Here is a 24151-nt window from a genome sequence, read left to right on the forward strand (position 1 = left end):
CATCATAGGAGAAGATGCCTATGGTTTGAAGCGCGCTTTTCCCTGGCGCGTGAGGGCATGCAGGCCCGGGCGTGGCCGCGAAAGGCCTGGTTCTTTACACTGTCATCCTCATGACCCTCACCGAACTCAAATACATCGTTGCCGTGGCCCGGGAGAAGCACTTCGGCCGCGCGGCCGAGGCATGCTATGTGTCGCAGCCCACGCTGTCGGTGGCCGTCAAGAAGCTGGAAGAAGAACTCGACGTCAAGCTCTTTGAGCGCAGCGCCAGCGAGGTCAGCGTGACGTCGCTGGGCGAGGAGATCGTGCGCCAGGCGCAAAGCGTGCTGGAGCAGGCCGCCGCGATCAAGGAGATTGCCAAGCGCGGCAAGGACCCGCTGGCGGGCGTGCTCACGCTGGGCGTGATCTACACCATTGGCCCTTACCTGCTGCCCGATCTGGTGCGCCATGCCATCAAGCGCACGCCACAAATGCCGCTGATGCTGCAAGAAAACTTCACCGTCAAGCTGCTGGAGATGCTGCGCACCGGTGAGATCGATTGCGCCATCCTGGCCGAGCCGTTCCCCGACACCGGGCTGGCCATTGCCCCGCTGTACGACGAGCCCTTCATGGCGGCCGTGCCCAGCTCTCACCCGCTGGCGCAGCACAATAGCGTGTCGGCCCATGAACTCAAGGCCGAAAACATGCTGCTGCTGGGGGCTGGGCATTGCTTTCGCGACCACGTGCTGGAGGTCTGCCCCGAGTTTGCGCGCTTTGCCAGCAATGCCGAGGGCATCCGCAAGACCTTTGAAGGATCGTCGCTGGAGACCATCAAGCACATGGTGGCCGCGGGCATGGGCGTGACCCTCGTGCCGCGCCTGGCGGTGCCGCGTGACGCGCTGCAATCCACGGCCCGCCGCCGCAAGAGCGACGAGCCGCACATCTGCTACCTGCCCATCCGTGAATCCGACGGCAGTGCGCCGCCCATGCGCCGCGTGGTGCTGGCATGGCGGCGCAGCTTCACGCGCTACGAGGCCATCGCCGCGCTGCGCAATGCCATCTACGCCTGCGAGCTGCCGGGCGTTTCGCGCTTGTCTTGATACCAACACCTCCCTGAGTCGCTGCGCGCCTTCCCCCCTCTCTCTCGAATCGCTGCGCGATTCGGGTGGGGGAACGCTCCCAGCGCGGCGGGGCGGCCCTTGCGCGGGAGCCCTGGCTTGGGCCGCGCCCGTTTCATCCGCTGTGGGTGGCGCGCATGCGCTATGGACAACTGAAGGGTCAGCTCCCGGCGCAGGGTTTTTGGCACTGGGCGCAGGGCGCCTGCGCTACAGTGTTCCCATGCCTGCGTGGCAAGCCTTTTCTGCACCACCACCTCAGAGGAGAAACCATGGCCAAAGCCCCCAAGACCACTGCGCCCAGCATTCACATCGGCATCAGCGACAAGGACCGCGCCGCCATTGCCCAGGGGTTGTCGCGCCTGCTGGCCGACACCTACACCCTGTACCTGACCACGCACAACTTTCACTGGAACGTGACCGGGCCCATGTTCAACTCGCTGCACGCCATGTTCATGGCGCAGTACACCGAGCTGTGGAACGCAGTGGACCCGATCGCCGAGCGTATCCGCTCGCTGGGCCATGTGGCGCCGGGCTCCTACGCCGAGTTCGGCAAGCTCGCCAGCGTGCCCGACGCGCCCACCAAGCCGCCCAAGGCGCTGGACATGGTGCGCATCCTGGTCGAGGGCCACGAGGCCGTGGCGCGCACCGCGCGCAGCCTGTTCGCGGTGGTGGACAAGGCCAGCGACGAGCCCACGGCCGACCTGTTGACCCAGCGCCTGACCGTGCACGAGCAGACAGCCTGGATGCTGCGCTCGTTGCTGGAAGACTGAGACCCCCCGGCCGCGCATGAGCCCCCTCCGCACCCCGGTGGCAGCGGCGCCCGCTGCGGGCGCCGAAATCGAGCTCAAGCTCGCCCTGCCTGCAGGCGGCGGTGCGGCCCTGCTGCGCAAGCTGGCTGTTGTGCCTGCCCTGGCACGCGTGGCGCCGGTGCGCCAGCAACTGCACAACCAGTATTTCGATACCCCGGCGCAGGACCTGCGCGCGCGCCGCGCGGCCCTGCGCCTGCGGCGTGTGCAGGGCGCTGGTGCGGGGGAGCAGTGGCTGCAAACCCTCAAGACCGCTGATGCCGAGCTGTCGGCCCTGAGCCAGCGCGGCGAATGGGAAACGCCCGTGCCCGGCCCCGCATTGCAGCCCAAGGCCCTGCGCGCTGCGCCCCCGTGGCGGCGGCTCGACCCCGACGGCACCCTGCTGGCAGCCCTGCAGCCCTGCTTTGCCACCGACTTCGAGCGCACCTGCTGGACGCTGCACCAGCGCGGTGGCGTGGTCATCGAGCTGGCACTGGACCAAGGCCTCATCCACGCGGGCGGGTGCAGTGCGCCCATCGCCGAGCTGGAGCTGGAACTGCTGGCCGGCCCGCCCGAGGCCCTGTTCCGCCTGGCGGCGCAGATCGCGCGGCGCGTGCCCGTGCTGCCGCTGTCGGCCAGCAAGGCGCAGCGCGGATTTGCCTTGGCGCAGGGCCTGCTGGATGCACCGCGCCGCGCCCGCCCGCCCGTGCTGGGTGCGCGGCCCCTGCTGCAAGACCTGGCGGCCGCGCTGTTGGGTGAAACCTTTGACCAGTTCTGCACCAACCTGCACGGACTGCTGGATGCTGACCATCCCGAGCTGGTGCACCAGGCGCGGGTCGGCTGGCGTCGCTGGCGCTCGGCGCTGCGGCTGTGTCTGCCAGACCTGTCACTGCCGCAGCCCACATGGCCCGGTCTGGCGCCCCTGCTGGGCCTGCTGGGCGAGCTGCGCGATCTGGACGTGGCCTGCACCCAGACCTTGCCCGCAGCGCAAGGGGCCTACGTGGACGGCTCCCCCACCCGCGCCGCCGACTGGGAGCGCACGGCGCAAGCCTTCCAGCAGGCTGCTGCCGTGCAGCGCAAGGCGGTGCGCCTGGCGCTGCAGGAGCCCATGACCGGCCAGGCCCTGCTGGGCCTGGTGCAATGGATTGCGGCACTGCCACAGGCCGCGCCCGCCACACCCCGGCCCGCCAGGCGCTGGGCGCGCCAGCGCACCGAGCGCCTGCACCAGCGCTGGAAGAAGGCCCAGCGCAAGGCCAGCGACCCCGCCAGCCTGCACCGCGCCCGCCTGCTGGCCAAGCGCCTGCGCTACACCATCGAAGCCTTGCAGCCCCTGCTGCCGGGCGCCACCCAGCGCTGGCACGCCCAGGCCTTGCAAGCCCAGGAACAGGTGGGCCGTCTGCGCGATGTGCACATGGCCGCGCTGCTGGCAGCGCGTCTGCAGGCACCGGCCGAGGTGGTGGCGTTCCTGCGCGGCATGGCTGCCGCCTGGGAGCAGACCGTGCTGCCGGAAGAGGCCGTGGATTGAGCCGCTGGGGTCTTTTGCCCCTGCGCCGCTGAAGCCGCAGGCCATTCGGCGGTATAAACCGGGGCGCGCGTCCAGCGGCGCTGTCTTCCCTTTTCCCTTGCCCATGACCACCTTGCCCCGCAGCCGCTTCGCTCTGTACCTCGACCTGATCCGCTGGGATCGCCCTGCGGGTTGGCTGCTGCTGCTGTGGCCCACGCTCAGCGCCCTGTGGGTGGCGGCGGACGGATTCCCCGGCTGGCACCTGCTGGCGGTGTTCACGCTGGGCACCATCCTCATGCGCAGCGCGGGTTGCTGCGTCAACGACGTGGCTGACCGCGACTTCGACCGCCATGTCAAGCGCACGGCCCAGCGCCCCATCACCAGCGGTGCGGTGTCGGTGCGCGAGGCGCTGGGCGTGGGCGCGGCGCTGGCGCTGGTGGCCTTTGTCCTGGTGCTGACCACCAACGCGCCCACGGTGGCCTGGTCGCTGCCTGCGTTGGGGGTAACCATCCTCTACCCGTACACCAAGCGCTTCTTTTCCATGCCGCAGGCGGTGCTGGGTGTGGCGTTCAGCATGGGCATTCCCATGGCCTTCACCGCCGTGCGCGGCGAGGTACCTTGGCTGGCGCTGTGGCTGGTGCTGGGCAACCTGCTGTGGGTGTTGGCCTACGACACCGAATACGCCATGGTGGACCGCGACGACGACCTGAAGATCGGCATGAAGACCTCGGCCATCACCCTGGGCCGCTTCGATGTGGCGGCCATCCTGGCGTTCTACCTGGGTTTTGTGCTGATTTGGGCTGTAGCGCTTGCCCCGCTTGCGCTGGGCGCTCTGTTTTATGTAGCACTTGCCGCTGTGCTGATGCAGGTGGCCTGGCACTGGCACCTGATCCGGGGGCGCACGCGCGAGGGGTGCTTCCGCGCGTTCCGCGAGAACCATTGGATCGGGTTCACCGTGTTCCTGGGGATCGTGGGCAGCTACACCCTGCGCTAAGCGATATAAAAATCATAGCTGCCAGCGCTTATTGGATAATCGCTGGAGGCCAAAAACACCTCAAGCCCCGAACTCGTTTCCAAGCGCATGGGCGCGCTGCTCGGCGGCGTGCATGGCGCGCTCGAAGCTGGCGCCCACACCGTCTTTTTCGAGTGACTGCAGGGCCGCGTAGGTGGTGCCGCCCTTGGAGGTGACGCGCTGGCGCAGCACTTCGGGCGGCTCGTCGGAGCGGCGCGCCAGTTCGGAGGCGCCCACAAACGTGCCCACGGCGAGCTGGTGCGCCTGCGCTGGGCTCAGGCCCATGGCCGTGCCCGCACGGGTCATGGCTTCCAGGAAATAGAACACATAGGCCGGGCCCGAGCCGGAAAGGGCGGTCACGGCATCGAGTTGCTTTTCGTTCTCCACCCACAAATATTCGCCCGTGGTGGCCATGATGGCTTCCACGCTCTGGCGCTGTGCATTGCTCACCCCTGCGCGGGCATACAGCGCGCTCATGCCCTTGCCCACCAGCGCGGGGGTGTTGGGCATGCTGCGCACGATGCAGTCGCTGCCCAGCCACTGGGCAATGCTGTCCGAACGGATGCCGGCGGCCACGCTCAGGTGCAGGGCGCCCTGGGTGTGCTCGCGCGCCTGCGCGGCGGCGTCCTTGAAGGTCTGGGGCTTGACGGCCCAGACCACGATGCCCGCGCGTGCCAGCGCGGGGCCGGGGGCGGGCAGGGCTTCGATGGCAAAGCTCTTGCGCAGCGCCGTGCGGGCCTCTTCCCAGGGCTCCACCACCTCGATCTGGCTTGCCGGTTGGCCTTGGCGGATCAGCCCACCGATGATGGCGCTGGCCATGTTGCCACCGCCGATGAAGGCGATCACGGGGAGTTGTGAGGATGTGGGGCTGGGACTCATGGTGCGGTACGAAGTGGCAACGACAAGGGCCACGATGGTAGCGCCAACGGGGCTACCCGAATGGGCGGCCTATTCGAGCGTCGCTTGGCGCACCGCATGTTCCCAGCGCGCCATCAGCTCCTGGGCCCGGGCGGCGGGGAGGGTGGGCACGAAGCGGCGCTCGGCGCGCCACAGGCGCGAAAGCTCTTCGGTGCTGCCGTATACGCCGCTGGACAGTCCGGCCAGGTAGGCGGCGCCCAGCGCCGTGGTCTCGATGACGGCCGGGCGCACCACGGGGATGCCCAGGAGGTCGGCCTGGAACTGCATCAGCAGGTCGTTGATGCAGGCGCCACCGTCCACGCGCAGCTCGCTCACCGGCTGGCCGCCCGCGGCCACGGCGTCGCGGCTCATGGCCAGCAGCAGGGCGGCACTCTGGTAGGCAATGGATTCGAGCGCGGCGCGCGCGATGTGCGCCAGCGTGGTGCCGCGCGTGAGGCCGGTGATGGTGCCGCGCGCGTCGGGCTTCCAGTAGGGGGCGCCCAGGCCGGTGAAGGCGGGCACCATCATCACGCCGCCCGAGTCGGGCACGGTCAGCGCGAGCGACTCGACCTCGCTGCTGCTGGAGATGGCGCGCAGACCGTCGCGCAGCCACTGCACCACGGCGCCGCCGACAAACACGCTGCCTTCGAGCGCGAATTCGGGTTGCTGCCCGGGCTGTGCAGCGCTGGTTGTGAGCAGGCCGTTGCGGCTGGTCTGGAAGGTCTGGCCGGTGTGCATGAGCATGAAGCAGCCCGTGCCGTAGGTGTTCTTGGCCATGCCGGCGCTGAAGCAGGCCTGGCCGAACAGCGCGCTTTGCTGGTCGCCCGCCACGCCGCCGATGCGGATGGGGTGGCCCAGCAGATCGGCGGCGATGTCGCCGAAATGGCTGCTCGACGGCAGCACCTCGGGCAGCAGCGCCTTGGGGATGCGCAGCAGCGCAAGCAGCTCGTCGTCCCACTGGTTGGTGCGTACGTTGAAGAGCATGGTGCGCGCGGCGTTGCTCACGTCGGTCACATGCACTGCGCCATGGGTGAGCTTCCACATCAGCCAGCTGTCCACCGTGCCGAAGGCCAGTTCGCCGCGCTCTGCTGCCTCGCGCGCGCCGGGCACGTGGTCCAGCATCCACTGCAGCTTGGTGCCTGAAAAATAGGCATCGACCAGCAGCCCGGTCTTGGCCTGGATGGTGTCGGCATGGCCCTGCTCGCGCAATTGTGCGCAGGCGGGCTCGGCGCGCCGGTCCTGCCAGACGATGGCGTGGTGCAAGGGCTGGCCGGTCTTGCGGTTCCACAGAACGGTGGTTTCGCGCTGGTTGGTGATGCCCACGGCGCGCACGTCGCGGGCCGTGATACCGGCCTGGGCCAGCGCCTCGCGCGCGGTGGCGAGCTGGGTACGCCAGATCTCCAGTGGATCGTGCTCCACCCAGCCGGGACGGGGGTAGATCTGGGGCAGTTCGAGCTGCGCTTGGGACACGATGTGGCCCAGTTCGTCGAACACGATGCTGCGCGAACTGGAGGTGCCCTGGTCGAGTGCAAGCAGGTAGGTCATGGGGGAGTCGGGAGAGATCAGTCGGTAGCCACCACCAGCTGTACGTCGGCGTTGGCCAGCAGGGTGGGGAAGGGTTCGGGCGGGGTTTCGTCGGTGAACAGGCGGTCGATCTGGTCCAGCGAGGCAAGCTGCACCATGGCCGGGCGGTTGAACTTGCTGTGGTCGGCGGCAAGCCAGACCTCGCGCGCGTGCTCCACGATGGTCTGCGCCACCTTCACCTCGCGGTAATCGAAGTCACGTAGTGTGCCGTCGTCCTCGATGCCCGAGATGCCGATGATGGCGATATCCACGCGAAATTGGCGGATGAAGTCCACCGCCGCCTCGCCCACGATGCCGCGGTCCCGTGTGCGCACCACGCCCCCGGCCACGATGACCTCGCAGTCCGGGTTGCCGCACAGGATGGCGGCTACGTTGAGGTTGTTGGTAATGACGCGCAGTCCCTGGTGGCGCAGCAGCGCCTTGGCGATGGCCTCGGTGGTGGTGCCGATGTTGAGGATCAGCGAACAGTGGTTGGGCACGGCCTGCGCCACGGCGTGGGCAATGCGTGCCTTGCCCGCGGAGTTCAGGCTTTCACGCTGGTTGTGCGCGATGTTTTCCACCGTGGAGCTGGGCAGGCGCACCCCGCCATGGAAACGGCTGAGCAGCCCTTGCTCGGCCAGGCGCTGCACATCGCGGCGCACGGTCTGCAAGGTCACGCCCAGGGTTTCCGCCAGCTGCTCGACAGTGGCCGATTTGCGGTTGCGCAGCTCTTCCAGCAGCAGGATTTGGCGGGGATTGGTGTTCACGCTCATGGCCTCGGTGTAGCGGTGGCAATACTGTAAAGCGAAAAAAAAGGAAAAATTTAAGGGTTAACCTTAGGTCTATTCGCGCAAAAAAGAACAAAAATGAAAAAATACGAAAATCAACGCGCCGCAACCGGTTCGCAATTAGCGGGCCTGGCAGTGTGGGTTGTTGCAAAGGGTGAGCACATGGAGCTGGTTTTGGAGTGCATCCACAAGAAAGTGGGCGCACAGACCTGGTTGTACGACATGGACATGGCATTGCACAGCAATGCGGTGACCGTGCTGCTGGGCGCCACCCAGGCGGGCAAGACCAGCCTGATGCGCATCATGGCCGGGCTGGACGAGCCCACGGGCGGCAAGGTGCGCGTGGACGGGCGCGATGTGACCGGCATGCCGGTGCGTGAGCGCAATGTGGCCATGGTCTATCAGCAGTTCATCAACTATCCCTCGCTCACCGTTGCCGACAACATCGCCTCACCGCTCAAGCTGCGCGGCGAATCGAACATTGCCGGGCGCGTGCGCGAACTGGCCGAGCGCCTGCACATCGACATGTTCCTGGACCGTTTGCCGGCCGAACTGTCGGGGGGGCAGCAGCAACGCGTGGCGCTGGCGCGTGCGCTGGCCAAGGGAGCGCCGCTGATGCTGCTGGACGAGCCGCTGGTGAACCTGGACTACAAGCTGCGCGAGGAGTTGCGCGAGGAGTTGTCGCAACTGTTTGCGGCGGGCCAATCCACCGTGGTCTATGCCACCACGGAGCCGGCAGAGGCGTTGCTGCTAGGCGGCTACACCGCTGTGCTGGACGAGGGGCGGCTGCTGCAATACGGCCCCACGGCCGATGTGTTCCACGAGCCGTGCTCGCTGCGTGTGGCACGCGCCTTCAGCGATCCCCCCATCAACTTGGTGCCCGCCGTGGCCATGAGCACGGGCCTGCGCCTGCAGGGTGGGCTGGAGCTGGCGCCGCGCCAGCCATTGCCGATCGCCAGTGCGCCGGACCTGACCGTGGGGCTGCGCGCCAGCGCGCTGCGCGTGCACCAGCGCCCCGGCGATGTGGCCTTGCAGGGTGAGGTGGAGCTGGCCGAGATTTCGGGCTCCGACACCTTTGTGCATGCCGCCACGCCGCTGGGCGAGGTGGTGGCACAACTCACGGGCGTGCACTACTTTGAACTGGGGTCTGCTGTGACACTGTATTTCGACCCGTCGCAGATCTACGTGTTTGCCAGCCACGGCGCGCTGATGCTGGCTCCGCAGCGCACGGGAGGCTGCTGACCATGGCGCACATCACGCTGGATCTGGCCCATTCCTACCGGCCCAACCCGCAGCAGGACAGCGACTATGCGCTGCTGCCGCTGAAGATGGAGTTTGAGGATGGTGGCGCGTATGCGTTGCTCGGCCCTTCGGGCTGCGGCAAGACCACCATGCTCAACATCATGTCGGGCCTGCTCGTCCCTTCGCACGGCAAGGTGCTGTTCGATGGTCGCGATGTCACGCGCGCCACACCGCAGGACCGCAACATCGCGCAGGTGTTCCAGTTCCCGGTGATCTACGACACCATGACGGTGGCCGAGAACCTGGCCTTCCCGCTCAAGAACCGCAAGGTACCCGAGGCGCAGATCCAGCAGCGCGTGGGCCAGATCGCCGAGATGCTGGAGATGAGCCACCAGCTGGGCATGCGCGCGGCAGGCCTGTCGGCCGACCAGAAACAGAAGATCTCGCTGGGCCGCGGCCTGGTGCGCTCGGACGTGGCGGCCGTGTTGTTTGACGAGCCGCTCACCGTCATCGACCCCCACCTCAAATGGCAATTGCGCCGCAAGCTCAAGCAGATCCACCATGAGCTCAAGCTCACGCTGATCTACGTGACGCACGACCAGGTGGAAGCGCTCACCTTTGCCGATCAGGTGGTGGTAATGAGCCGCGGCAAGGTCATGCAGCTGGGCACGCCCGACGCGTTGTTCGAGCGCCCGCAGCATGTGTTTGTGGGGCACTTCATCGGTTCGCCAGGGATGAATTTCCTGCCCGCGCAGGTGGATGGTGCCCAGCTGCGGGTGGCCGACCTTGCGCTGGAACTGCCGGTGCCGCGCCACCTGCCCCAAGGCGCCTTGCAGGTGGGTGTGCGGCCGGAATACCTGGCGCTGGCCCAGCCGGGGCAGGCCGGTGCGCTGCACTGCTCCGTGCAGCGCGTGCAGGACATCGGCACCTATTTCATGCTGACCGCGAAGGTGGGTGAACACCTGTTGCGCGCGCGCTTCGCGCCCGAGCAACGCCTGCCGTCGCCTGGCGATGCGGTGTGGCTGCAGGTGCTGGGTGAGCACACCTGCTTCTATCAGAACGAGGAGCTGTTGCCATGAAACACTACCCCCTGAGCCGCTGCGCGGCTTCCCCCTGGAAGGGGGACGACGCCCTTTGCTGCGGGGCGGCCCTTGCTGGGCATCCCGCCGATCACGCTGCGCCAGTTGCATCCGCCGCGTGGAATGCACAGTGCCGTGGAGAGCAGGCATGAGCGGAACTACCAAACCGGTGAATCAGAAAGCCTGGTTCCTGATCCTGCCGGTGCTGTTGTGCGTGGCGTTTTCGGCCATCGTGCCGCTGATGACGGTGGTCAACTATTCGGTGCAGGACATCATCTCGCCCGAGCGCCGCGTGTTCGTGGGCACCGAGTGGTTTGCCGCCGTGATGCGGGACGAAGATCTGCATTCAGCCCTGTGGCGTCAGCTCACTTTTTCGTTGGCGGTGCTGCTGGTGGAAATTCCGTTGGGCATTCTGCTGGCGCTGTCCATGCCGGCGCAGGGCTGGAAGGCGTCTGCCGTGCTCGTGACCGTGGCTCTGTCGTTGCTGATTCCGTGGAACGTGGTGGGCACCATCTGGCAGATCTATGGCCGCACCGACATCGGTTTGCTGGGCGCCGCGTTGCAATGGATGGGCGTTGACTACAACTACACCGGCAATGCGACCGATGCCTGGGTGACGGTGCTTGTGATGGATGTGTGGCATTGGACGCCGCTGGTGGCGCTGCTCTGCTACGCGGGTCTGCGCTCCATTCCTGACGCCTATTACCAGGCCGCACGCATCGATGGTGCGAGCAAGCTGGCCGTGTTCCGCTACATCCAGCTGCCCAAGATGCGCGGCGTGCTGATGATCGCGGTGCTGCTGCGCTTCATGGACAGCTTCATGATCTACACGGAGCCCTTTGTGCTCACGGGCGGTGGCCCCGGCAATGCCACCACGTTCCTGTCGCAGTACCTCACGCAAAAGGCGGTCGGCCAGTTCGACCTGGGTCCTGCGGCAGCGTTCTCGCTCATCTACTTCCTCATCATCCTGCTGCTGTGCTTCATCCTCTACAACTGGATGCAGCGCATGGGTACCGCTGACGCCAAGGAGGGCGGCCATGACTGAACCCCGCTTCCAGAAGCGCACGCTGTTCCTGATCGCCTACCTGGTCTTTGCCGTGCTGCCCATCTATTGGATGGTCAACATGAGCTTCAAGACCAATGAGGAGATCCTGTCGAGCTTCTCGTTCTGGCCCCAGCACTTCACCTGGGACAACTACAAGACCATCTTCACCGATCCGTCCTGGTACTCGGGCTACATCAACAGCCTGATCTACGTGGCCATCAACATGGTGATCTCGCTCACGGTGGCGCTGCCTGCGGCCTATGCCTTCAGCCGCTATCAGTTCCTCGGTGACAAGCATGTGTTCTTCTGGCTGCTGACCAACCGCATGACGCCGCCGGCCGTTTTCCTGCTGCCGTTCTTCCAGCTTTACACCACGGTGGGGCTGATGGACACGCACATCGCCGTGGCGTTGGCGCACTTGCTGTTCAACGTGCCGCTGGCGGTGTGGATTCTGGAAGGTTTCATGAGCGGTATCCCGCGCGAGATCGACGAGACAGCCTACATCGATGGATACAGCTTCCCGCGCTTTTTCCTCACCATCTTCCTGCCACTCATCAAGGCGGGTGTGGGTGTGGCGGCGTTCTTTTGCTTCATGTTCAGTTGGGTGGAGTTGTTGCTGGCCCGCACGCTGACCAGCGTGAACGCCAAGCCCATCGTTGCGACGATGACCCGCACGGTGAGCGCAAGCGGCATGGATTGGGCCACGCTGGCCGCAGCCGGGGTGCTTACCATCGTGCCGGGGGCCATCGTCATCTGGTTTGTGCGCCACTACATCGCAAAAGGTTTTGCGATGGGCCGGGTTTGATCAAGGAGTCGCCATGTTCGAGTGGATGGCCTGGACCACGCCGGTGGCCGTTTTCTTCACCTGCATCGTGCTCATGCTCATCGGCATGACGGTGTGGGAAATCAAGTGTCCTACGACCGAGCGCAAGGGTTTTCTGCCCATTGCCACGACGCGTGGTGACCGGCTTTTCATTGGTCTTTTGACCGCCGCCTACATCAACCTGGTCTGGGTGGGGTTGGGCGAAAAGATGGTGCAGTGGTTCTCGCTGGAGGCGGAGCCCACCGTGTGGATCAGCTTTGTGCTGTCCATGCTGGTGCTGGGGTTCATTCTGCGCAAAGGCTGAGTCCGTTTTTCGTGGAATGCCGGCCCGAACCTCCCCCGTGGCCGGGGTTCATGGTTGTCAACGGGGAGTCCCATTCAGGAGACAAGTAATGAAAGTGCAATTGAAGGCCGTGGCGTTTGCCGCAACGGCGCTGGTCCTGGGCCAGGCGGCCTGGGCGGGGGAGGCCGAGGCGAAGAAGTGGATCGACAGCGAGTTCCAGCCCTCGACGCTGAGCAAGGATCAGCAGATGGCGGAAATGAAGTGGTTTATTGACGCTGCCAAGAAACTGCAGGCCAAGGGCGTGAAGGAAATCTCGGTGGTGTCCGAAACCATCACCACCCATGAATATGAGTCCAAGACGCTGGCCAAGGCCTTCGAGGAAATCACGGGCATCAAGGTCAAGCACGACCTGATCCAGGAAGGTGACGTGGTTGAGAAACTGCAGACGTCCATGCAATCGGGCAAATCCATCTACGACGGCTGGATTTCGGATTCGGACCTGATCGGGACGCATTACCGCTACGGCAAGATCATGAACCTGACCGACTACATGTCTGGCGCAGGCAAGGAGTTCACCAACCCCGGTATCGACATCAAAGACTACATCGGCACCAAGTTCACCACTGGGCCCGATGGCAAGCTTTATCAACTGCCCGATCAGCAGTTCGCCAACCTGTACTGGTTCCGCGCCGACCTGTTCGAGCGCAAAGACATCAAGGACAAGTTCAAGGCCAAGTACGGCTACGACCTGGGCGTACCGCTGAACTGGTCTGCCTACGAGGACATCGCCGAGTTCTTCACCAACGACGTGAAGACCATCGACGGCAAGCCTATCTACGGCCACATGGACTACGGCAAGAAGGACCCGTCCCTGGGCTGGCGTTTCACCGATGCCTGGCTGTCGATGGCGGGTACGGCCGACATCGGCGCACCCAACGGCCTGCCGATCGATGAATGGGGTATCCGCGTGGCCGACGACAAGTGCACCCCCGTGGGTGCTTCGGTGGCCCGCGGCGGCGCGACCAACTCCCCTGCAGCCGTCTATGCACTGACCAAGTATGTGGACTGGATGAAAAAGTACGCGCCCAAGGAAGCCACGGGCATGACCTTTGGCGAAGCCGGGCCCGTGCCTGCGCAGGGCCAGATTGCGCAGCAGATTTTCTGGTACACCGCTTTCACGGCCGACATGACCAAGCCCGGTTTGCCTGTGGTAAATGCCGATGGCACACCCAAGTGGCGCATGGCCCCTGGCCCCAATGGCCCCTATTGGAAGCAAGGTATGCAGAACGGCTATCAGGACGTGGGTAGCTGGACCTTCTTCAAGGACCATGATGCCAACCGCACTGCGGCTGCCTGGCTGTACGCCCAGTTCGTGACTGCGAAAACGACCTCTCTGAAGAAGACGGTCGTTGGTCTGACTCCGATCCGCGAATCGGACATCCAGAGCAAGGCCATGACCGACATGGCGCCCAAGCTGGGCGGCCTGGTCGAGTTCTACCGCAGCCCTGCGCGTGTGGCCTGGTCGCCTACCGGTACCAATGTGCCCGACTATCCCAAGCTGGCCCAGTTGTGGTGGAAGAACGTCGCGCAGGCGGTCACAGGCGAAAAGACCCCGCAAGGCGCCATGGACACGCTGGCCGACGAAATGGATCAGGTGATGGCACGCCTGGAGCGTGCGGGCATGGAGCGCTGCGCGCCCAAGCTCAACAAGAAGGAAGACCCCAAGAAGTGGCTGAGCGACAAGCAAGCGCCGTGGGCCAAGCTGGCCAACGAAAAGCCCAAGGGTGAAACCATCAACTACAACACCTTGCTCCAGGCCTGGAAGGACGGCAAGGTGCGCTGATACCAGCACGGCGGCAGGGGCGGCTTCGGCCAGACCTCTGCCGCCTGCGGGTTGATGTGCAAAGTCCCACAACGGCATCCAGGCGCAATACGGTTTTTTCCATGACGCAAGACCACACCCCCCTGAACACTTCGCGTGCCGATCTCTTGGCGCGGCTGGAGGAGGAGCGCACCTACGATCTGGCAGTCATTGGTGGCGGCGCCACGGGTTTGGGCGTGGCGCTGGATGCCGCGGTGCGTGGGTTCAGTGTGGTGCTGGTGGAGTCGCATGACTTTGCCAAGGGCACTTCTTCCCGCGCCACCAAGCTGGTGCATGGTGGGGTGCGCTATCTTGCGCAGGGGAACATTGCGCTGGTGCGCGAAGCCTTGCACGAGCGCACCACCTTGTTGCGCAATGCCCCCCACCTGGCGCAGCCTTTGGCGTTTGTGATGCCCTCGTACCGGTGTTGGGAGTCCCCGTTTTACGGGGTGGGACTGAAGATGTACGACGCCCTGGCCGGCAGCGCCGGGCTGGGCGCAACCGAATTTCTTGGGGTGCAGCGCACCCTGCAATGTCTGCCCACGGCGCGGCCTGATGGGCTCAAAGGCGGTGTCAAGTACTGGGACGGTCAGTTCGATGACGCCCGTTTGGCCTTGGCGTTGGCGCGCACGGCCGCTCGCCATGGGGCGTTGTTGGTCAACTATTGCGCCGCGCGTTCGCTGGTGCACGATGCGGGCAAGGTCAGCGGTGTGCTGTGTGAAGACACTGAAACCGGGAAGGCGTACAAGATCCGTGCCCGCTGTGTGGTCAACGCTACCGGTGTGTGGGTCGATGCCCTGCGCCAGCAAGACAGCGAGGCCACGCATCGCCCAGTCCGTCCCATCGTGGCACCCAGCCAGGGGGTGCATGTGGTGGTGGATCGGGAATTTCTGCCCAGCGATCATGCGCTGATGGTTCCAAAGACTGCCGACGGACGGGTGCTGTTTGCCGTTCCGTGGTTGGGCAAGGTCATCCTCGGAACTACCGACAGTCCGCGCAATGACCTTGACCGTGAGCCTGAGCCTTTTGCGCAGGAGCTGCAGTTCATATTGGGTGAGTCGGCGCGCTACCTGCGGCGGGCTCCAAGGCCATCCGACATCCGCAGCATCTGGGTGGGCCTGCGTCCCTTGGTGAAACCTGAAGACGATGATGGCAACAACACCAAGAGCCTGAGCCGCGAGCACACCGTGCTGGTCAGCCGCAGTGGCTTGGTCACGGTCACCGGAGGCAAGTGGACAACCTACCGGGCCATGGCCGAGGATGTGCTGGACAAGTGCTTCGAAAAGGGCCTGTTGCCTGGGCGTCCTGCCGGCGGCACCGTGCGCTTGCCCTTGGTGGGTACTCCGAGCGGCCCCGTGCAGCACCGCATGTGTGACCCGCAAGGGTGGCATTCCTACGGCAGCGAAGAAGCGTTTGTCCGGGATTTGCCCGGTGCAGCGGCGTCGCTCGGTGGGGAGGTGGTAGAGGCCATGGTGCGTTTTGCCGCACGGTTTGAATACGCACGGACGGTGGAGGACGTGCTTGCGCGCCGCAGGCGGGTTTTGTTTCTAGATGCGCGGCAGGCCGCCGCCGCCGCCCCAGACGTGGCACGCATTCTTCAGGAGGAAACGGGTGTGGACCCTGGCCTGGAAGCCTTCCTTCGGTTGACGGAGCGCTATGTCGCCCTTCCTGGCGCATAAAGGTGTTGACACCTCTGGCGGACTCTGCCACAATGCCAGGCTTCGCTGAGAAAAAGGCGAAATTTCTGCCCATGAAAAGCCCTGCAAATGGTTTGCAGGGTGGACGACGGGCCCAAGACTGACTGGTGGGTGGGTGTCGCAAAGCGGCGCTTGGCCTCACCGGTGCAAGTTGGGAATATTGAAATGATCCAGACAGAAACTCGGTTAGACGTTGCCGACAATACCGGCGCGAAGTCCGTCCTGTGCATCAAGGTGCTGGGTGGTTCCAAGCGTCGCTATGCCAGCGTGGGTGACATCATCAAGGTCAGCATCAAAGAGGCTGCTCCTCGTGGTCGCGTCAAAAAAGGCGAAATTTACAGTGCCGTGGTGGTTCGTACCGCCAAGGGCATTCGCCGTGGCGACGGTTCGCTCGTCAAGTTCGACGGCAATGCGGCAGTGCTGCTCAACAACAAGCTGGAGCCCATTGGCACCCGCATCTTCGGCCCCGTGACGCGTGAATTGCGTAGCGAGCGCTTCATGAAGATCGTGTCCCTGGCTCCTGAAGTTCTCTAAAGGACGCGCCATGAACAAGATTCGCAAGGGCGATGAAGTGATCGTGCTGACTGGGCGCGACAAAGGCAAGCGTGGCACCGTCACGCTGCGCAAGGATGACTCCCATCTGGTGGTGGAGGGCATCAACCTGGTCAAGAAGCACGTCAAGCCCAACCCCATGAAGGGTACGACCGGCGGCATCGTGGAAAAAGCCATGCCGATTCACCAGTCGAACGTGGCGATCTACAACGCCGCAACGGGCAAGGCAGACCGCGTGGGTATCAAGCTGCAGGCTGACGGTTCGCGCGTGCGCGTGTTCAAGTCCAGCGGTGCTGAAATCAAGACGGCCTAAGGGGTAAGAAATGGCACGACTCCAACAACATTACCGCGAAAAAGTCGCACCCGAACTGATGAAGCAGTTCGGTTACACCTCGCCCATGCAGGTGCCCCGCCTGACCAAGATCACGCTCAACATGGGTGTGAGCGAGGCTGTCGCTGACAAGAAGGTCATGGACAACGCAGTGGCGGACCTGACCAAGATCGCTGGTCAGAAGCCTGTGGTGACCAAGGCCAAGAAGGCTATCGCTGGTTTCAAGATCCGCGAAGGCCAGGCCATCGGTTGCATGGTGACCCTGCGCGGTGTGCGCATGTATGAATTCCTGGATCGTTTCGTCACCGTGGCTCTGCCCCGTGTGCGTGACTTCCGTGGCGTGTCTGGTCGCGCATTCGACGGCCGTGGCAACTACAACATCGGTGTCAAGGAACAGATCATTTTCCCTGAGATCGAGTACGACAAGGTTGATGCACTGCGTGGTCTCAACATCAGCATCACCACGACGGCCAAGACCGACGACGAGTGCAAGGCACTGCTCGCCGGCTTCCGTTTCCCGTTCAAGAACTGAGGCGGCGTATGGCAAAAGCAGCTCTGATCCAGCGCGAACTCAAGCGCGCAAAACTGGCGGCAAAGTATGCAGCGAAATACGCTGAACTCAAGGCCGCAGCATCCGATGCAAAGCGCACCGATGAGGAGCGTGAGGCAGCCCGTCTGGGTCTGCAAAAACTCCCGCGCAACTCCAATCCCACGCGCCAACGCAACCGTTGCGAGATCACCGGTCGTCCGCGCGGCACGTTCCGCCAGTTCGGCCTGGGTCGCGCCAAGATCCGTGAACTGGCGTTTGCCGGTGACATCCCCGGTGTCACCAAGGCCAGCTGGTAAGCAGTCAGGAGAGATTGAACATGAGCATGAGTGATCCCATCGCTGACCTGCTGACCCGCATCCGCAACGCGCAGATGGTGTCCAAGGCCACAGTGTCGGTGCCCTCTTCCAAAGTGAAGGTGGCCATCGCCCAAGTGTTGAAGGACGAGGGTTACATCGACGGCTTCCAGGTGAAGACCGAAGGTGGCAAGTCTGAAATTGAAATTGCCCTGAAGTATTACGCTGGCCGTCCGGTCATTGAGCGTATTGAGCGCGTGAGCCGTCCTGGCCTGCGTGTGTACAAGGGCCATGACTCGATTCCGCAAGTCATGAACGGTCTGGGTGTGGCCATTGTGACCACCCCGAAGGGCGTGATGACTGATCGTAAGGCGCGCGCAACCGGTGTTGGTGGCGAAGTGCTTTGCTACGTGGCCTAACACGAGGCATGGAGGAAAACTGAAATGTCCCGAGTAGGTAAGCAACCAGTGGCCATCCCCGCAGGTGTGGATGTGTCCATCAAAGAAGACCAGATCTCTGTGAAGGGTTCTGGCGGCACCTTGTCGCTGGCGCAGAACGTGCTGGTCAAGGTGTCCAACAGTGAAGGCAAGCTGACTTTCGCGCCGATCAATGAATCGCGCGAAGCCGATGCCATGAGTGGCACGTTCCGCCAGTTGGTGAACAACATGGTGGTGGGTGTGAGCAAGGGTTTCGAAAAGAAGCTCAGCCTGGTGGGTGTGGGTTACAAGGCCTCCGCTGCAGGTAACAAGCTCAATTTGGCAGTGGGTTTTTCCCATCCCGTCAACATTGAAATGCCCGCCGGCATCACCGTTGCCACTCCGACGCCAACAGAAATCCTGATCAAGGGTGCCGATCGCCAGCGCGTGGGCCAAGTGGCCGCCGAGATTCGCGCGATCCGTCCTCCCGAGCCTTACAAGGGCAAGGGCATTCGCTATGCGGATGAAAAGATCACGATCAAAGAGACCAAGAAGAAGTAAGGAGCTGCAACATGCTGAACAAAAAAGAGCAGCGTCTCCGCCGTGCACGCCAGACACGCATCCGCATTGCGCAGCAGGGCGTGGCGCGTCTGACGGTCAATCGCACGAATCTTCATATCTACGCTGCAGTCATCTCTGGCGACGGCAGCAAGGTGCTGGCCAGTGCTTCCACCGCCGAAGCCGAAATCCGCTCCTCCTTGGGTGGTTCGGGCAAGGGTGGCAACACGGCTGCAGCCCAGGTCATTGGCAAGCGTATTGCCGAGAAGGCCAAGGCAGCAGGCGTCGAGAAGGTGGCATTTGACCGTGCGGGCTTCGCCTACCACGGCCGCGTCAAGGCTTTGGCCGACGCTGCCCGCGAAGCAGGCCTGCAGTTCTAAGCGGATCGGAATACAAAATGGCTAAATTTCAACCCCGAGTGCAAGACGAAGGTCGCGATGACGGCTTGCGCGAAAAGATGATTGCGGTCAACCGCGTCACCAAAGTCGTCAAGGGCGGTCGCATTCTTGGTTTCGCTGCACTGACGGTTGTTGGTGATGGCGATGGTCGCGTGGGCATGGGCAAGGGCAAATCCAAGGAAGTGCCTGCAGCCGTGCAGAAGGCGATGGAAGAAGCGCGTCGTAACATGGTCAAGGTGTCGCTGAAGAACGGCACGATCCACCACCAAGTGACTGGAAGCCACGGTGCAGCCTCGGTGATGATGGCGCCTGCCCCCAAGGGTACCGGCATCATCGCTGGTGGCCCCATGCGCGCCGTGTTCGAAGTGATGGGTATGACCGACATCGTGGCAAAGAGCCATGGCTCGTCGAATCCCTACAACATGGTTCGCGCCACTTTTGACGCGTTGACCAAGTCCACCACGGCAGCAGAAGTGGCAGCCAAGCGCGGCAAGTCGGTCGAAGACCTTTTTGCCTGACAGGAGAACCTAGATGTCTACACAACAAACCATCAAGGTCCAACTGGTTCGCAGCCCCATCGGTACCAAAGAGTCCCACCGTGCCACTGTGCGTGGTCTGGGTCTGCGCAAGCTCAACAGTACCAGCGAACTGCAGGATACCCCTGCGGTGCGCGGCATGATCAACAAGATCAGCTACCTGGTCAAGATCCTCTGAAAGGTTCATGATGGAACTCAATAGCATCAAGCCTGCAGAAGGTGCCAAGCACGCGAAGCGTCGCGTCGGTCGCGGTATCGGCTCGGGTCTGGGCAAGACCGCAGGTCGCGGTCACAAGGGCCAGAAATCCCGCGCTGGCGGTTATCACAAGGTGGGTTTCGAAGGCGGTCAAATGCCTTTGCAGCGCCGTCTGCCCAAGCGCGGCTTCAAGTCGCAGTCTCTGCGTTACAACGCAGAAGTGACGCTGGCAGACTTGTCCAAGCTGGGTCTGCCGGAAGTGGATCTGCTGGCTCTCAAGCAAGCCGGTCTGGTTGGCCAACTCGCGAAGACCGTGAAAGTCATCAAGACGGGCACGATCTCGACACCGGTCAAGCTCAGTGGCATCGGTGCCACTGCGGGAGCCAAGGCAGCCATTGAGGCGGCCGGCGGTTCTCTGGCCTGATTTGGGGTAGCAATCCGTGGCAACGAGCGCAGCCTCCATTGCAAAAACGGGCAAGTACGGCGACCTGCGTCGCCGACTGGTCTTTTTGCTGCTGGCACTGGTCGTCTATCGCATCGGGGCGCATATCCCTGTGCCGGGCATCGATCCTGAACAGCTGAAACAGCTGTTCAGTGGCCAGCAGGGCATTTTGAACCTGTTCAACATGTTCTCTGGTGGTGCGCTTTCGCGGTTTACCGTGTTTGCGCTGGGGATCATGCCGTACATCTCGGCATCGATCATCATTCAATTGATGACCTATGCTGTTCCCACCTTCGAGCAATTGAAAAAAGAGGGTGAGGCAGGACGTCGCAAGATCACCCAGTACACCCGTTACGGCACCCTGGGCTTGGCCATCTTCCAGTCGCTGGGAATTGCAGTGGCGCTGGAAAGCACGGCTGGTTTGGTGTTGTCGCCTGGTTTTGGTTTCCGTCTGACGACCGTAGTCAGTCTGACTGCGGGCACCATGTTCCTGATGTGGCTCGGCGAGCAGATCACTGAGCGCGGTTTGGGTAACGGTATCTCTATCCTGATTTTTGCAGGTATTGCTGCCGGACTTCCCAGTGCAATCGGTGGTTTGCTGGAGTTGGTGCGCACGGGTGCCATGAGCATCGTTGCATCCATCTTCATCGTGCTCCTGGTGGGTTTGGTGACCTACTTCGTGGTGTTCGTGGAGCGTGGTCAGCGCAAGATTCTGGTGAATTACGCCAGACGCCAGGTAGGCAACAAGGTGTATGGTGGACAGTCGTCTCACCTGCCCCTGAAGTTGAACATGGCTGGTGTGATTCCTCCGATCTTTGCCTCGTCCATCATTCTGTTGCCCGCCACGGTGGTGAACTGGTTCAGTTCCGGTGACTCGATGCGCTGGCTCAAGGATATTTCCGGGGCACTGACGCCAGGACAGCCGGTGTATGTGATGTTCTATGCGGCTGCCATCATCTTCTTCTGCTTTTTCTATACGGCGCTGGTTTTCAACAGCCGGGAGACTGCAGACAACCTGAAGAAGAGCGGTGCATTCATCCCAGGCATTCGGCCAGGCGATCAGACGGCCAAGTACATTGATAGAATCCTGCTCCGGCTGACCCTGATTGGTGCGATCTATATCACCCTGGTCTGTCTTCTGCCCGAGTTCTTGATCATCAAGTACAACGTGCCGTTCTATTTCGGTGGTACGTCGCTGCTGATCTTGGTGGTGGTGACCATGGATTTCATGGCGCAGGTACAGAACTACATGATGTCCCAGCAATATGAGTCCTTGCTGAAGAAGGCAAACTTCAAGCCTGGTGGCTTGTGAGGGGTCCACTCAGCAATGACGGAGTGGTTTGGAGCACTTGGCAATCACCAGTGCAAGTTGGTTTAGGCCCAGTAATCAATGGGTCAAAGTGTTTCAGGCAGAGCTTGCCCGAGCGCTAGATCTGGTTTTAGGAGAATGAAATGAGAGTTTCGGCTTCGGTCAAAAAAATCTGCCGCAACTGCAAGATCATCCGCCGCAAGGGTGTGGTGCGCGTGATCTGCACGGACCTGCGTCACAAGCAGCGTCAAGGTTGATCAGGAAAGTATTAGAGGACGCAAATGGCACGTATCGCTGGTATCAATATTCCGCCGCATCAGCACGCTGAGATCGGTCTGACCGCTATCTATGGCATCGGTCGCACCCGCGCACGCAAGATCTGCGAAGCTTGCGACATCGCATATTCGAAAAAGGTCAAGGATCTGACGGACGGCGATCTCGAAAAAATCCGCGACCAGATCGCTCAGTTCACCATTGAAGGTGACCTGCGCCGCGAAACCACCATGAACATTAAGCGACTGATGGACATCGGTTGCTACCGTGGTTTCCGTCATCGTCGTGGTCTGCCGGTGCGCGGACAGCGCACGCGCACCAACGCCCGCACCCGCAAGGGCCCGCGCAAGGGTGCTGCTGCTCTGAAGAAATAAAGACTGAAAGAACGCTATGGCTAAGTCTCCTGCCAATAACGCCGCACAGCGCGTGCGCAAGAAGGTTCGCAAGAACGTTTCGGACGGCATCGCCCACGTGCATGCATCGTTCAACAACACCATCATCACCATCACGGATCGCCAGGGCAATGCATTGTCTTGGGCTTCTTCCGGTGGTCAGGGCTTCAAGGGCTCGCGCAAGTCGACGCCTTTTGCTGCCCAGGTGGCCTCTGAGATGGCTGGCCGTGCCGCCATGGAGCAGGGCATCAAGAACCTGGATGTCGAAATCAAGGGTCCCGGTCCCGGCCGTGAATCCTCGGTGCGCGCTCTGGGCGCGCTGGGTATCCGCATCACCTCGATCTCCGATGTGACGCCGGTTCCCCACAATGGCTGCCGCCCCCAAAAGCGTCGCCGTATCTGATTTTTTCGAAGCCCACCGCCGCCTGCGAACGCTCACGCGACCCAGGCGGCTCCCGCAATGGTTTGCGGTAGTTGATATCAAAGGACACTCAAGTGGCACGTTACCTCGGCCCCAAGGCCAAACTCTCCCGCCGTGAAGGCACCGACCTGTTCCTCAAGAGCGCACGCCGCTCCATTGCAGACAAGTGCAAGTTCGACTCCAAGCCCGGTCAACATGGCCGCACTTCGGGTGCGCGCACTTCCGACTACGGTCTGCAACTGCGTGAAAAGCAGAAGGTCAAGCGCATGTACGGCATCATGGAAAAGCAGTTCCGCCGTTACTTCGAAGAAGCTGACCGCCGCAAGGGCAACACCGGTGCCAACCTGCTCTCCCTGCTGGAGTGCCGCCTGGACAACGTCGTGTATCGCATGGGCTTCGGTTCTACCCGCGCCGAGGCGCGCCAGCTCGTGTCCCACAAGGCCATCACGGTCAATGGCGTGGCTGTCAACATTCCTTCCTACCTCGTGAAGGTGGGCGATGTGGTTGCCGTGCGCGAAAAGTCCAAGAAGCAGGCTCGCATCGTCGAAGCCTTGCAGCTGGCACAGCAAGTGGGTATGCCTGCTTGGGTGGATGTCAATGCCGACAAGGCCGAGGGTGTGTTCAAGAAGGTACCGGATCGTGATGAATTCGGTTCCGACATCAACGAATCGCTGATCGTCGAACTGTACTCTCGCTAATTGGCGGGCAGTCACAGCACGTAAATCGTTCCTGTACCGCGAAGCATCGCGGTACAGGCGCTTCACCAGCCTTACCGGTGTAACGAGCTGGGGGTATTGAGAGGAAGTCTGAATGCAAACAAATCTGCTGAAACCCAAGACGATCAATGTCGAGCAGCTCGGCCCCAACAAGGCCAAAGTGGAACTCGAGCCCTTCGAGCGTGGCTATGGCCATACGCTGGGCAACGCCATTCGCCGCGTGCTGCTCTCGTCCATGGTGGGTTATGCAGCGACGGAAGTCACGATTGCAGGTGTGCTGCATGAGTACTCGTCGATTGATGGCGTGCAGGAGGATGTGGTCAACATTCTGCTGAACCTCAAGGGTGTGGTATTCAAGCTGCACAACCGCGATGAAGTCACCCTGAGCCTTCGCAAGGATGGCGAGGGCGTGGTCACCGCACGCGACATCCAGACTCCGCACGATGTGGAAATCATCAACCCGGACCATGTGATTGCCCACCTCTCCCAAGGCGGCAAGCTGGACATGCAGATCAAGGTGGAGAAGGGCCGCGGTTACATCCCCGGCAATCAGCGCCGCTACGCCGACGAGGCGACCAAGACCATTGGCCGCATTGTGCTGGATGCCTCTTTCTCGCCTGTGCGTCGCGTGAGCTACACCGTCGAAAGCGCCCGTGTGGAGCAACGCACCGATCTGGACAAGCTGGTGCTGGAGATCGAGACCAACGGTGCCATCGTTGCAGAAGAAGCCGTCCGTGCGTCGGCCAAGATCCTGGTCGAGCAACTCGCCGTGTTTGCGCAGCTGGACGGCGGCGACATCTTCGAAGCACCTGTTTCCGGTACCCGTACCTCTGGCGCAAGTTTCGATCCGATCCTGCTGCGCCCTGTGGACGAGCTCGAACTCACCGTTCGTTCGGCCAACTGCCTCAAGGCTGAGAACATTTACTACATCGGTGACCTCATCCAGCGCACCGAGAACGAGTTGCTCAAGACCCCCAACCTGGGTCGCAAGTCGCTCAACGAGATCAAGGAAGTCCTGGCTTCGCGCGGTCTCACGCTGGGTATGAAGCTTGAGAACTGGCCTCCCGCCGGGCTCGACAAGCGTTGAAGTTATAA

At 62.7% G+C, this 24151-nt stretch carries 30 protein-coding genes; 27 read left to right on the top strand and 3 right to left on the bottom strand.

The genetic code is table 11. The annotated features are described in order from the left end of the window. Positions 1–110: 110 nt before the first annotated feature. The 4 genes from GWK50_RS01610 (at position 111) to ubiA (ending at position 4377) form a co-directional block, all read left to right on the top strand. Positions 111–1076, top strand: a complete 966-nt coding sequence (locus GWK50_RS01610) for a LysR substrate-binding domain-containing protein (RefSeq protein ID WP_162014984.1) — start codon at positions 111–113, stop codon at positions 1074–1076. Between the two features lie 287 nt (positions 1077–1363). Beyond that, the gene (locus tag GWK50_RS01615; protein WP_162014985.1) at positions 1364–1864 is read left to right on the top strand and encodes a Dps family protein; all 501 of its coding nucleotides are present in this window, start codon (positions 1364–1366) and stop codon (positions 1862–1864) included. Positions 1865–1880: 16 nt separating this feature from the next. Further along, entirely contained in the window at positions 1881–3404 is a 1524-nt protein-coding gene (locus GWK50_RS01620; protein WP_162014986.1) for a CYTH and CHAD domain-containing protein, read from the top strand. A gap of 103 nt (positions 3405–3507) precedes the next feature. Further along, complete coding sequence (gene ubiA / locus GWK50_RS01625; RefSeq protein WP_162014987.1) at positions 3508–4377, top strand: 4-hydroxybenzoate octaprenyltransferase; 870 nt, start codon at positions 3508–3510, stop codon at positions 4375–4377. Between the two features lie 60 nt (positions 4378–4437). Here the strand turns inward: ubiA and proC are convergent, their stop codons facing one another. The 3 genes from proC to GWK50_RS01640 all read right to left on the bottom strand — a co-directional run bounded on the left by proC (position 4438) and on the right by GWK50_RS01640 (position 7622). Continuing rightward, positions 4438–5274, bottom strand: coding sequence for a pyrroline-5-carboxylate reductase (gene proC / locus GWK50_RS01630; protein WP_162014988.1), 837 nt, complete (start codon positions 5272–5274; stop codon positions 4438–4440). A 69-nt stretch (positions 5275–5343) separates the two neighbouring features. Continuing rightward, entirely contained in the window at positions 5344–6837 is a 1494-nt protein-coding gene (gene glpK, locus GWK50_RS01635; RefSeq protein ID WP_162014989.1) for a glycerol kinase GlpK, read from the bottom strand. A gap of 17 nt (positions 6838–6854) precedes the next feature. Further along, on the bottom strand, positions 6855–7622 hold the full coding sequence (locus GWK50_RS01640) for a DeoR/GlpR family DNA-binding transcription regulator (protein WP_162014990.1): 768 nt from the start codon (positions 7620–7622) through the stop codon (positions 6855–6857). 183 nt (positions 7623–7805) lie between these two features. Here GWK50_RS01640 and GWK50_RS01645 point away from each other — a divergent pair, with 183 nt between their 5' ends. The 23 genes from GWK50_RS01645 (at position 7806) to rpoA (ending at position 24143) form a co-directional block, all read left to right on the top strand. Then, positions 7806–8885 carry an ABC transporter ATP-binding protein gene (locus tag GWK50_RS01645; protein WP_162014991.1) on the top strand — a complete coding sequence of 360 codons (1080 nt, stop codon included), beginning with the start codon at positions 7806–7808 and terminating at the stop codon, positions 8883–8885. Between the two features lie 2 nt (positions 8886–8887). Further along, positions 8888–9964, top strand: a complete 1077-nt coding sequence (locus tag GWK50_RS01650) for an ABC transporter ATP-binding protein (RefSeq protein ID WP_162014992.1) — start codon at positions 8888–8890, stop codon at positions 9962–9964. A gap of 148 nt (positions 9965–10112) precedes the next feature. Continuing rightward, positions 10113–11009, top strand: a complete 897-nt coding sequence (locus GWK50_RS01655; protein WP_162014993.1) for a sugar ABC transporter permease — start codon at positions 10113–10115, stop codon at positions 11007–11009. Continuing rightward, positions 11002–11814, top strand: a complete 813-nt coding sequence (locus tag GWK50_RS01660; RefSeq protein ID WP_162014994.1) for a carbohydrate ABC transporter permease — start codon at positions 11002–11004, stop codon at positions 11812–11814. Before GWK50_RS01655 ends, GWK50_RS01660 begins: the two co-directional genes overlap by 8 nt. A gap of 13 nt (positions 11815–11827) precedes the next feature. After that, complete coding sequence (locus tag GWK50_RS01665) at positions 11828–12136, top strand: DUF2160 domain-containing protein (RefSeq protein WP_162014995.1); 309 nt, start codon at positions 11828–11830, stop codon at positions 12134–12136. 88 nt (positions 12137–12224) lie between these two features. Beyond that, entirely contained in the window at positions 12225–13958 is a 1734-nt protein-coding gene (locus tag GWK50_RS01670; protein WP_162014996.1) for an ABC transporter substrate-binding protein, read from the top strand. Between the two features lie 101 nt (positions 13959–14059). Continuing rightward, positions 14060–15655, top strand: coding sequence for a glycerol-3-phosphate dehydrogenase/oxidase (locus GWK50_RS01675; protein WP_162014997.1), 1596 nt, complete (start codon positions 14060–14062; stop codon positions 15653–15655). Between the two features lie 183 nt (positions 15656–15838). Next, complete coding sequence (rplN, locus tag GWK50_RS01680; RefSeq protein WP_162014998.1) at positions 15839–16207, top strand: 50S ribosomal protein L14; 369 nt, start codon at positions 15839–15841, stop codon at positions 16205–16207. Between the two features lie 10 nt (positions 16208–16217). After that, positions 16218–16538, top strand: a complete 321-nt coding sequence (rplX, locus tag GWK50_RS01685; RefSeq protein WP_162014999.1) for a 50S ribosomal protein L24 — start codon at positions 16218–16220, stop codon at positions 16536–16538. A 10-nt stretch (positions 16539–16548) separates the two neighbouring features. After that, on the top strand, positions 16549–17088 hold the full coding sequence (gene rplE / locus GWK50_RS01690; protein ID WP_162015000.1) for a 50S ribosomal protein L5: 540 nt from the start codon (positions 16549–16551) through the stop codon (positions 17086–17088). 8 nt (positions 17089–17096) lie between these two features. Then, a complete protein-coding gene (rpsN, locus tag GWK50_RS01695) occupies positions 17097–17402 on the top strand; it encodes a 30S ribosomal protein S14 (protein ID WP_162015001.1) in 306 nt (101 codons plus the stop codon). A gap of 20 nt (positions 17403–17422) precedes the next feature. Continuing rightward, positions 17423–17818, top strand: coding sequence for a 30S ribosomal protein S8 (rpsH, locus tag GWK50_RS01700; protein ID WP_162015002.1), 396 nt, complete (start codon positions 17423–17425; stop codon positions 17816–17818). A gap of 24 nt (positions 17819–17842) precedes the next feature. Next, complete coding sequence (rplF, locus tag GWK50_RS01705) at positions 17843–18376, top strand: 50S ribosomal protein L6 (RefSeq protein WP_162015003.1); 534 nt, start codon at positions 17843–17845, stop codon at positions 18374–18376. Between the two features lie 11 nt (positions 18377–18387). Continuing rightward, entirely contained in the window at positions 18388–18753 is a 366-nt protein-coding gene (rplR, locus tag GWK50_RS01710; protein WP_162015004.1) for a 50S ribosomal protein L18, read from the top strand. Between the two features lie 17 nt (positions 18754–18770). Next, positions 18771–19289: a 30S ribosomal protein S5 gene (rpsE, locus tag GWK50_RS01715; protein ID WP_162015005.1), complete on the top strand. Its 519-nt coding sequence runs from the start codon at positions 18771–18773 to the stop codon at positions 19287–19289. Positions 19290–19302: 13 nt separating this feature from the next. Next, positions 19303–19485, top strand: coding sequence for a 50S ribosomal protein L30 (gene rpmD / locus GWK50_RS01720; RefSeq protein WP_162015006.1), 183 nt, complete (start codon positions 19303–19305; stop codon positions 19483–19485). 10 nt (positions 19486–19495) lie between these two features. Then, positions 19496–19927 (top strand): 50S ribosomal protein L15, encoded by a 432-nt coding sequence (gene rplO, locus GWK50_RS01725; RefSeq protein ID WP_162017977.1) that lies wholly within the window; start codon positions 19496–19498, stop codon positions 19925–19927. Positions 19928–19943: 16 nt separating this feature from the next. Continuing rightward, complete coding sequence (secY, locus tag GWK50_RS01730) at positions 19944–21257, top strand: preprotein translocase subunit SecY (protein ID WP_162015007.1); 1314 nt, start codon at positions 19944–19946, stop codon at positions 21255–21257. A 140-nt stretch (positions 21258–21397) separates the two neighbouring features. Then, positions 21398–21511, top strand: coding sequence for a 50S ribosomal protein L36 (gene rpmJ, locus GWK50_RS01735; protein WP_005793651.1), 114 nt, complete (start codon positions 21398–21400; stop codon positions 21509–21511). A 24-nt stretch (positions 21512–21535) separates the two neighbouring features. After that, on the top strand, positions 21536–21901 hold the full coding sequence (gene rpsM / locus GWK50_RS01740; protein ID WP_162015008.1) for a 30S ribosomal protein S13: 366 nt from the start codon (positions 21536–21538) through the stop codon (positions 21899–21901). A gap of 16 nt (positions 21902–21917) precedes the next feature. After that, positions 21918–22322: a 30S ribosomal protein S11 gene (gene rpsK, locus GWK50_RS01745; RefSeq protein ID WP_042427966.1), complete on the top strand. Its 405-nt coding sequence runs from the start codon at positions 21918–21920 to the stop codon at positions 22320–22322. A 92-nt stretch (positions 22323–22414) separates the two neighbouring features. Further along, complete coding sequence (rpsD, locus tag GWK50_RS01750; RefSeq protein WP_162015009.1) at positions 22415–23038, top strand: 30S ribosomal protein S4; 624 nt, start codon at positions 22415–22417, stop codon at positions 23036–23038. A gap of 112 nt (positions 23039–23150) precedes the next feature. Then, positions 23151–24143, top strand: coding sequence for a DNA-directed RNA polymerase subunit alpha (gene rpoA, locus GWK50_RS01755; RefSeq protein ID WP_162015010.1), 993 nt, complete (start codon positions 23151–23153; stop codon positions 24141–24143). Positions 24144–24151 lie beyond the last annotated feature (8 nt).

Origin of the sequence: Acidovorax sp. 210-6, from assembly GCF_010020825.1 — a bacterium.
In the GTDB taxonomy this organism is placed as follows: Bacteria; Pseudomonadota; Gammaproteobacteria; order Burkholderiales; family Burkholderiaceae_C; genus Simplicispira; species Simplicispira sedimenti.

Bases quoted from the DNA above. Each gene is read 5' to 3' on its own strand.
- rplF (WP_162015003.1), top strand. From the start codon at position 17,843: ATGTCCCGAGTAGGTAAGCAACCAGTGGCCATCCCCGCAGGTGTGGAT.
- rpoA (WP_162015010.1), top strand. From the start codon at position 23,151: ATGCAAACAAATCTGCTGAAACCCAAGACGATCAATGTCGAGCAGCTC.
- GWK50_RS01655 (WP_162014993.1), top strand. From the start codon at position 10,113: ATGAGCGGAACTACCAAACCGGTGAATCAGAAAGCCTGGTTCCTGATC.
- ubiA (WP_162014987.1), top strand. From the start codon at position 3,508: ATGACCACCTTGCCCCGCAGCCGCTTCGCTCTGTACCTCGACCTGATC.
- rpmJ (WP_005793651.1), top strand. From the start codon at position 21,398: ATGAGAGTTTCGGCTTCGGTCAAAAAAATCTGCCGCAACTGCAAGATC.
- GWK50_RS01610 (WP_162014984.1), top strand. From the start codon at position 111: ATGACCCTCACCGAACTCAAATACATCGTTGCCGTGGCCCGGGAGAAG.
- rplE (WP_162015000.1), top strand. From the start codon at position 16,549: ATGGCACGACTCCAACAACATTACCGCGAAAAAGTCGCACCCGAACTG.
- rplR (WP_162015004.1), top strand. From the start codon at position 18,388: ATGCTGAACAAAAAAGAGCAGCGTCTCCGCCGTGCACGCCAGACACGC.
- rpsK (WP_042427966.1), top strand. From the start codon at position 21,918: ATGGCTAAGTCTCCTGCCAATAACGCCGCACAGCGCGTGCGCAAGAAG.
- GWK50_RS01665 (WP_162014995.1), top strand. From the start codon at position 11,828: ATGTTCGAGTGGATGGCCTGGACCACGCCGGTGGCCGTTTTCTTCACC.
- proC (WP_162014988.1), bottom strand. From the start codon at position 5,274: ATGAGTCCCAGCCCCACATCCTCACAACTCCCCGTGATCGCCTTCATC.
- GWK50_RS01620 (WP_162014986.1), top strand. From the start codon at position 1,881: ATGAGCCCCCTCCGCACCCCGGTGGCAGCGGCGCCCGCTGCGGGCGCC.
- rpmD (WP_162015006.1), top strand. From the start codon at position 19,303: ATGTCTACACAACAAACCATCAAGGTCCAACTGGTTCGCAGCCCCATC.
- rpsM (WP_162015008.1), top strand. From the start codon at position 21,536: ATGGCACGTATCGCTGGTATCAATATTCCGCCGCATCAGCACGCTGAG.
- rpsH (WP_162015002.1), top strand. From the start codon at position 17,423: ATGAGCATGAGTGATCCCATCGCTGACCTGCTGACCCGCATCCGCAAC.
- glpK (WP_162014989.1), bottom strand. From the start codon at position 6,837: ATGACCTACCTGCTTGCACTCGACCAGGGCACCTCCAGTTCGCGCAGC.
- rplX (WP_162014999.1), top strand. From the start codon at position 16,218: ATGAACAAGATTCGCAAGGGCGATGAAGTGATCGTGCTGACTGGGCGC.
- GWK50_RS01675 (WP_162014997.1), top strand. From the start codon at position 14,060: ATGACGCAAGACCACACCCCCCTGAACACTTCGCGTGCCGATCTCTTG.
- GWK50_RS01615 (WP_162014985.1), top strand. From the start codon at position 1,364: ATGGCCAAAGCCCCCAAGACCACTGCGCCCAGCATTCACATCGGCATC.
- GWK50_RS01670 (WP_162014996.1), top strand. From the start codon at position 12,225: ATGAAAGTGCAATTGAAGGCCGTGGCGTTTGCCGCAACGGCGCTGGTC.
- rplN (WP_162014998.1), top strand. From the start codon at position 15,839: ATGATCCAGACAGAAACTCGGTTAGACGTTGCCGACAATACCGGCGCG.
- GWK50_RS01645 (WP_162014991.1), top strand. From the start codon at position 7,806: ATGGAGCTGGTTTTGGAGTGCATCCACAAGAAAGTGGGCGCACAGACC.
- GWK50_RS01660 (WP_162014994.1), top strand. From the start codon at position 11,002: ATGACTGAACCCCGCTTCCAGAAGCGCACGCTGTTCCTGATCGCCTAC.
- GWK50_RS01650 (WP_162014992.1), top strand. From the start codon at position 8,888: ATGGCGCACATCACGCTGGATCTGGCCCATTCCTACCGGCCCAACCCG.
- rplO (WP_162017977.1), top strand. From the start codon at position 19,496: ATGGAACTCAATAGCATCAAGCCTGCAGAAGGTGCCAAGCACGCGAAG.
- rpsN (WP_162015001.1), top strand. From the start codon at position 17,097: ATGGCAAAAGCAGCTCTGATCCAGCGCGAACTCAAGCGCGCAAAACTG.
- rpsE (WP_162015005.1), top strand. From the start codon at position 18,771: ATGGCTAAATTTCAACCCCGAGTGCAAGACGAAGGTCGCGATGACGGC.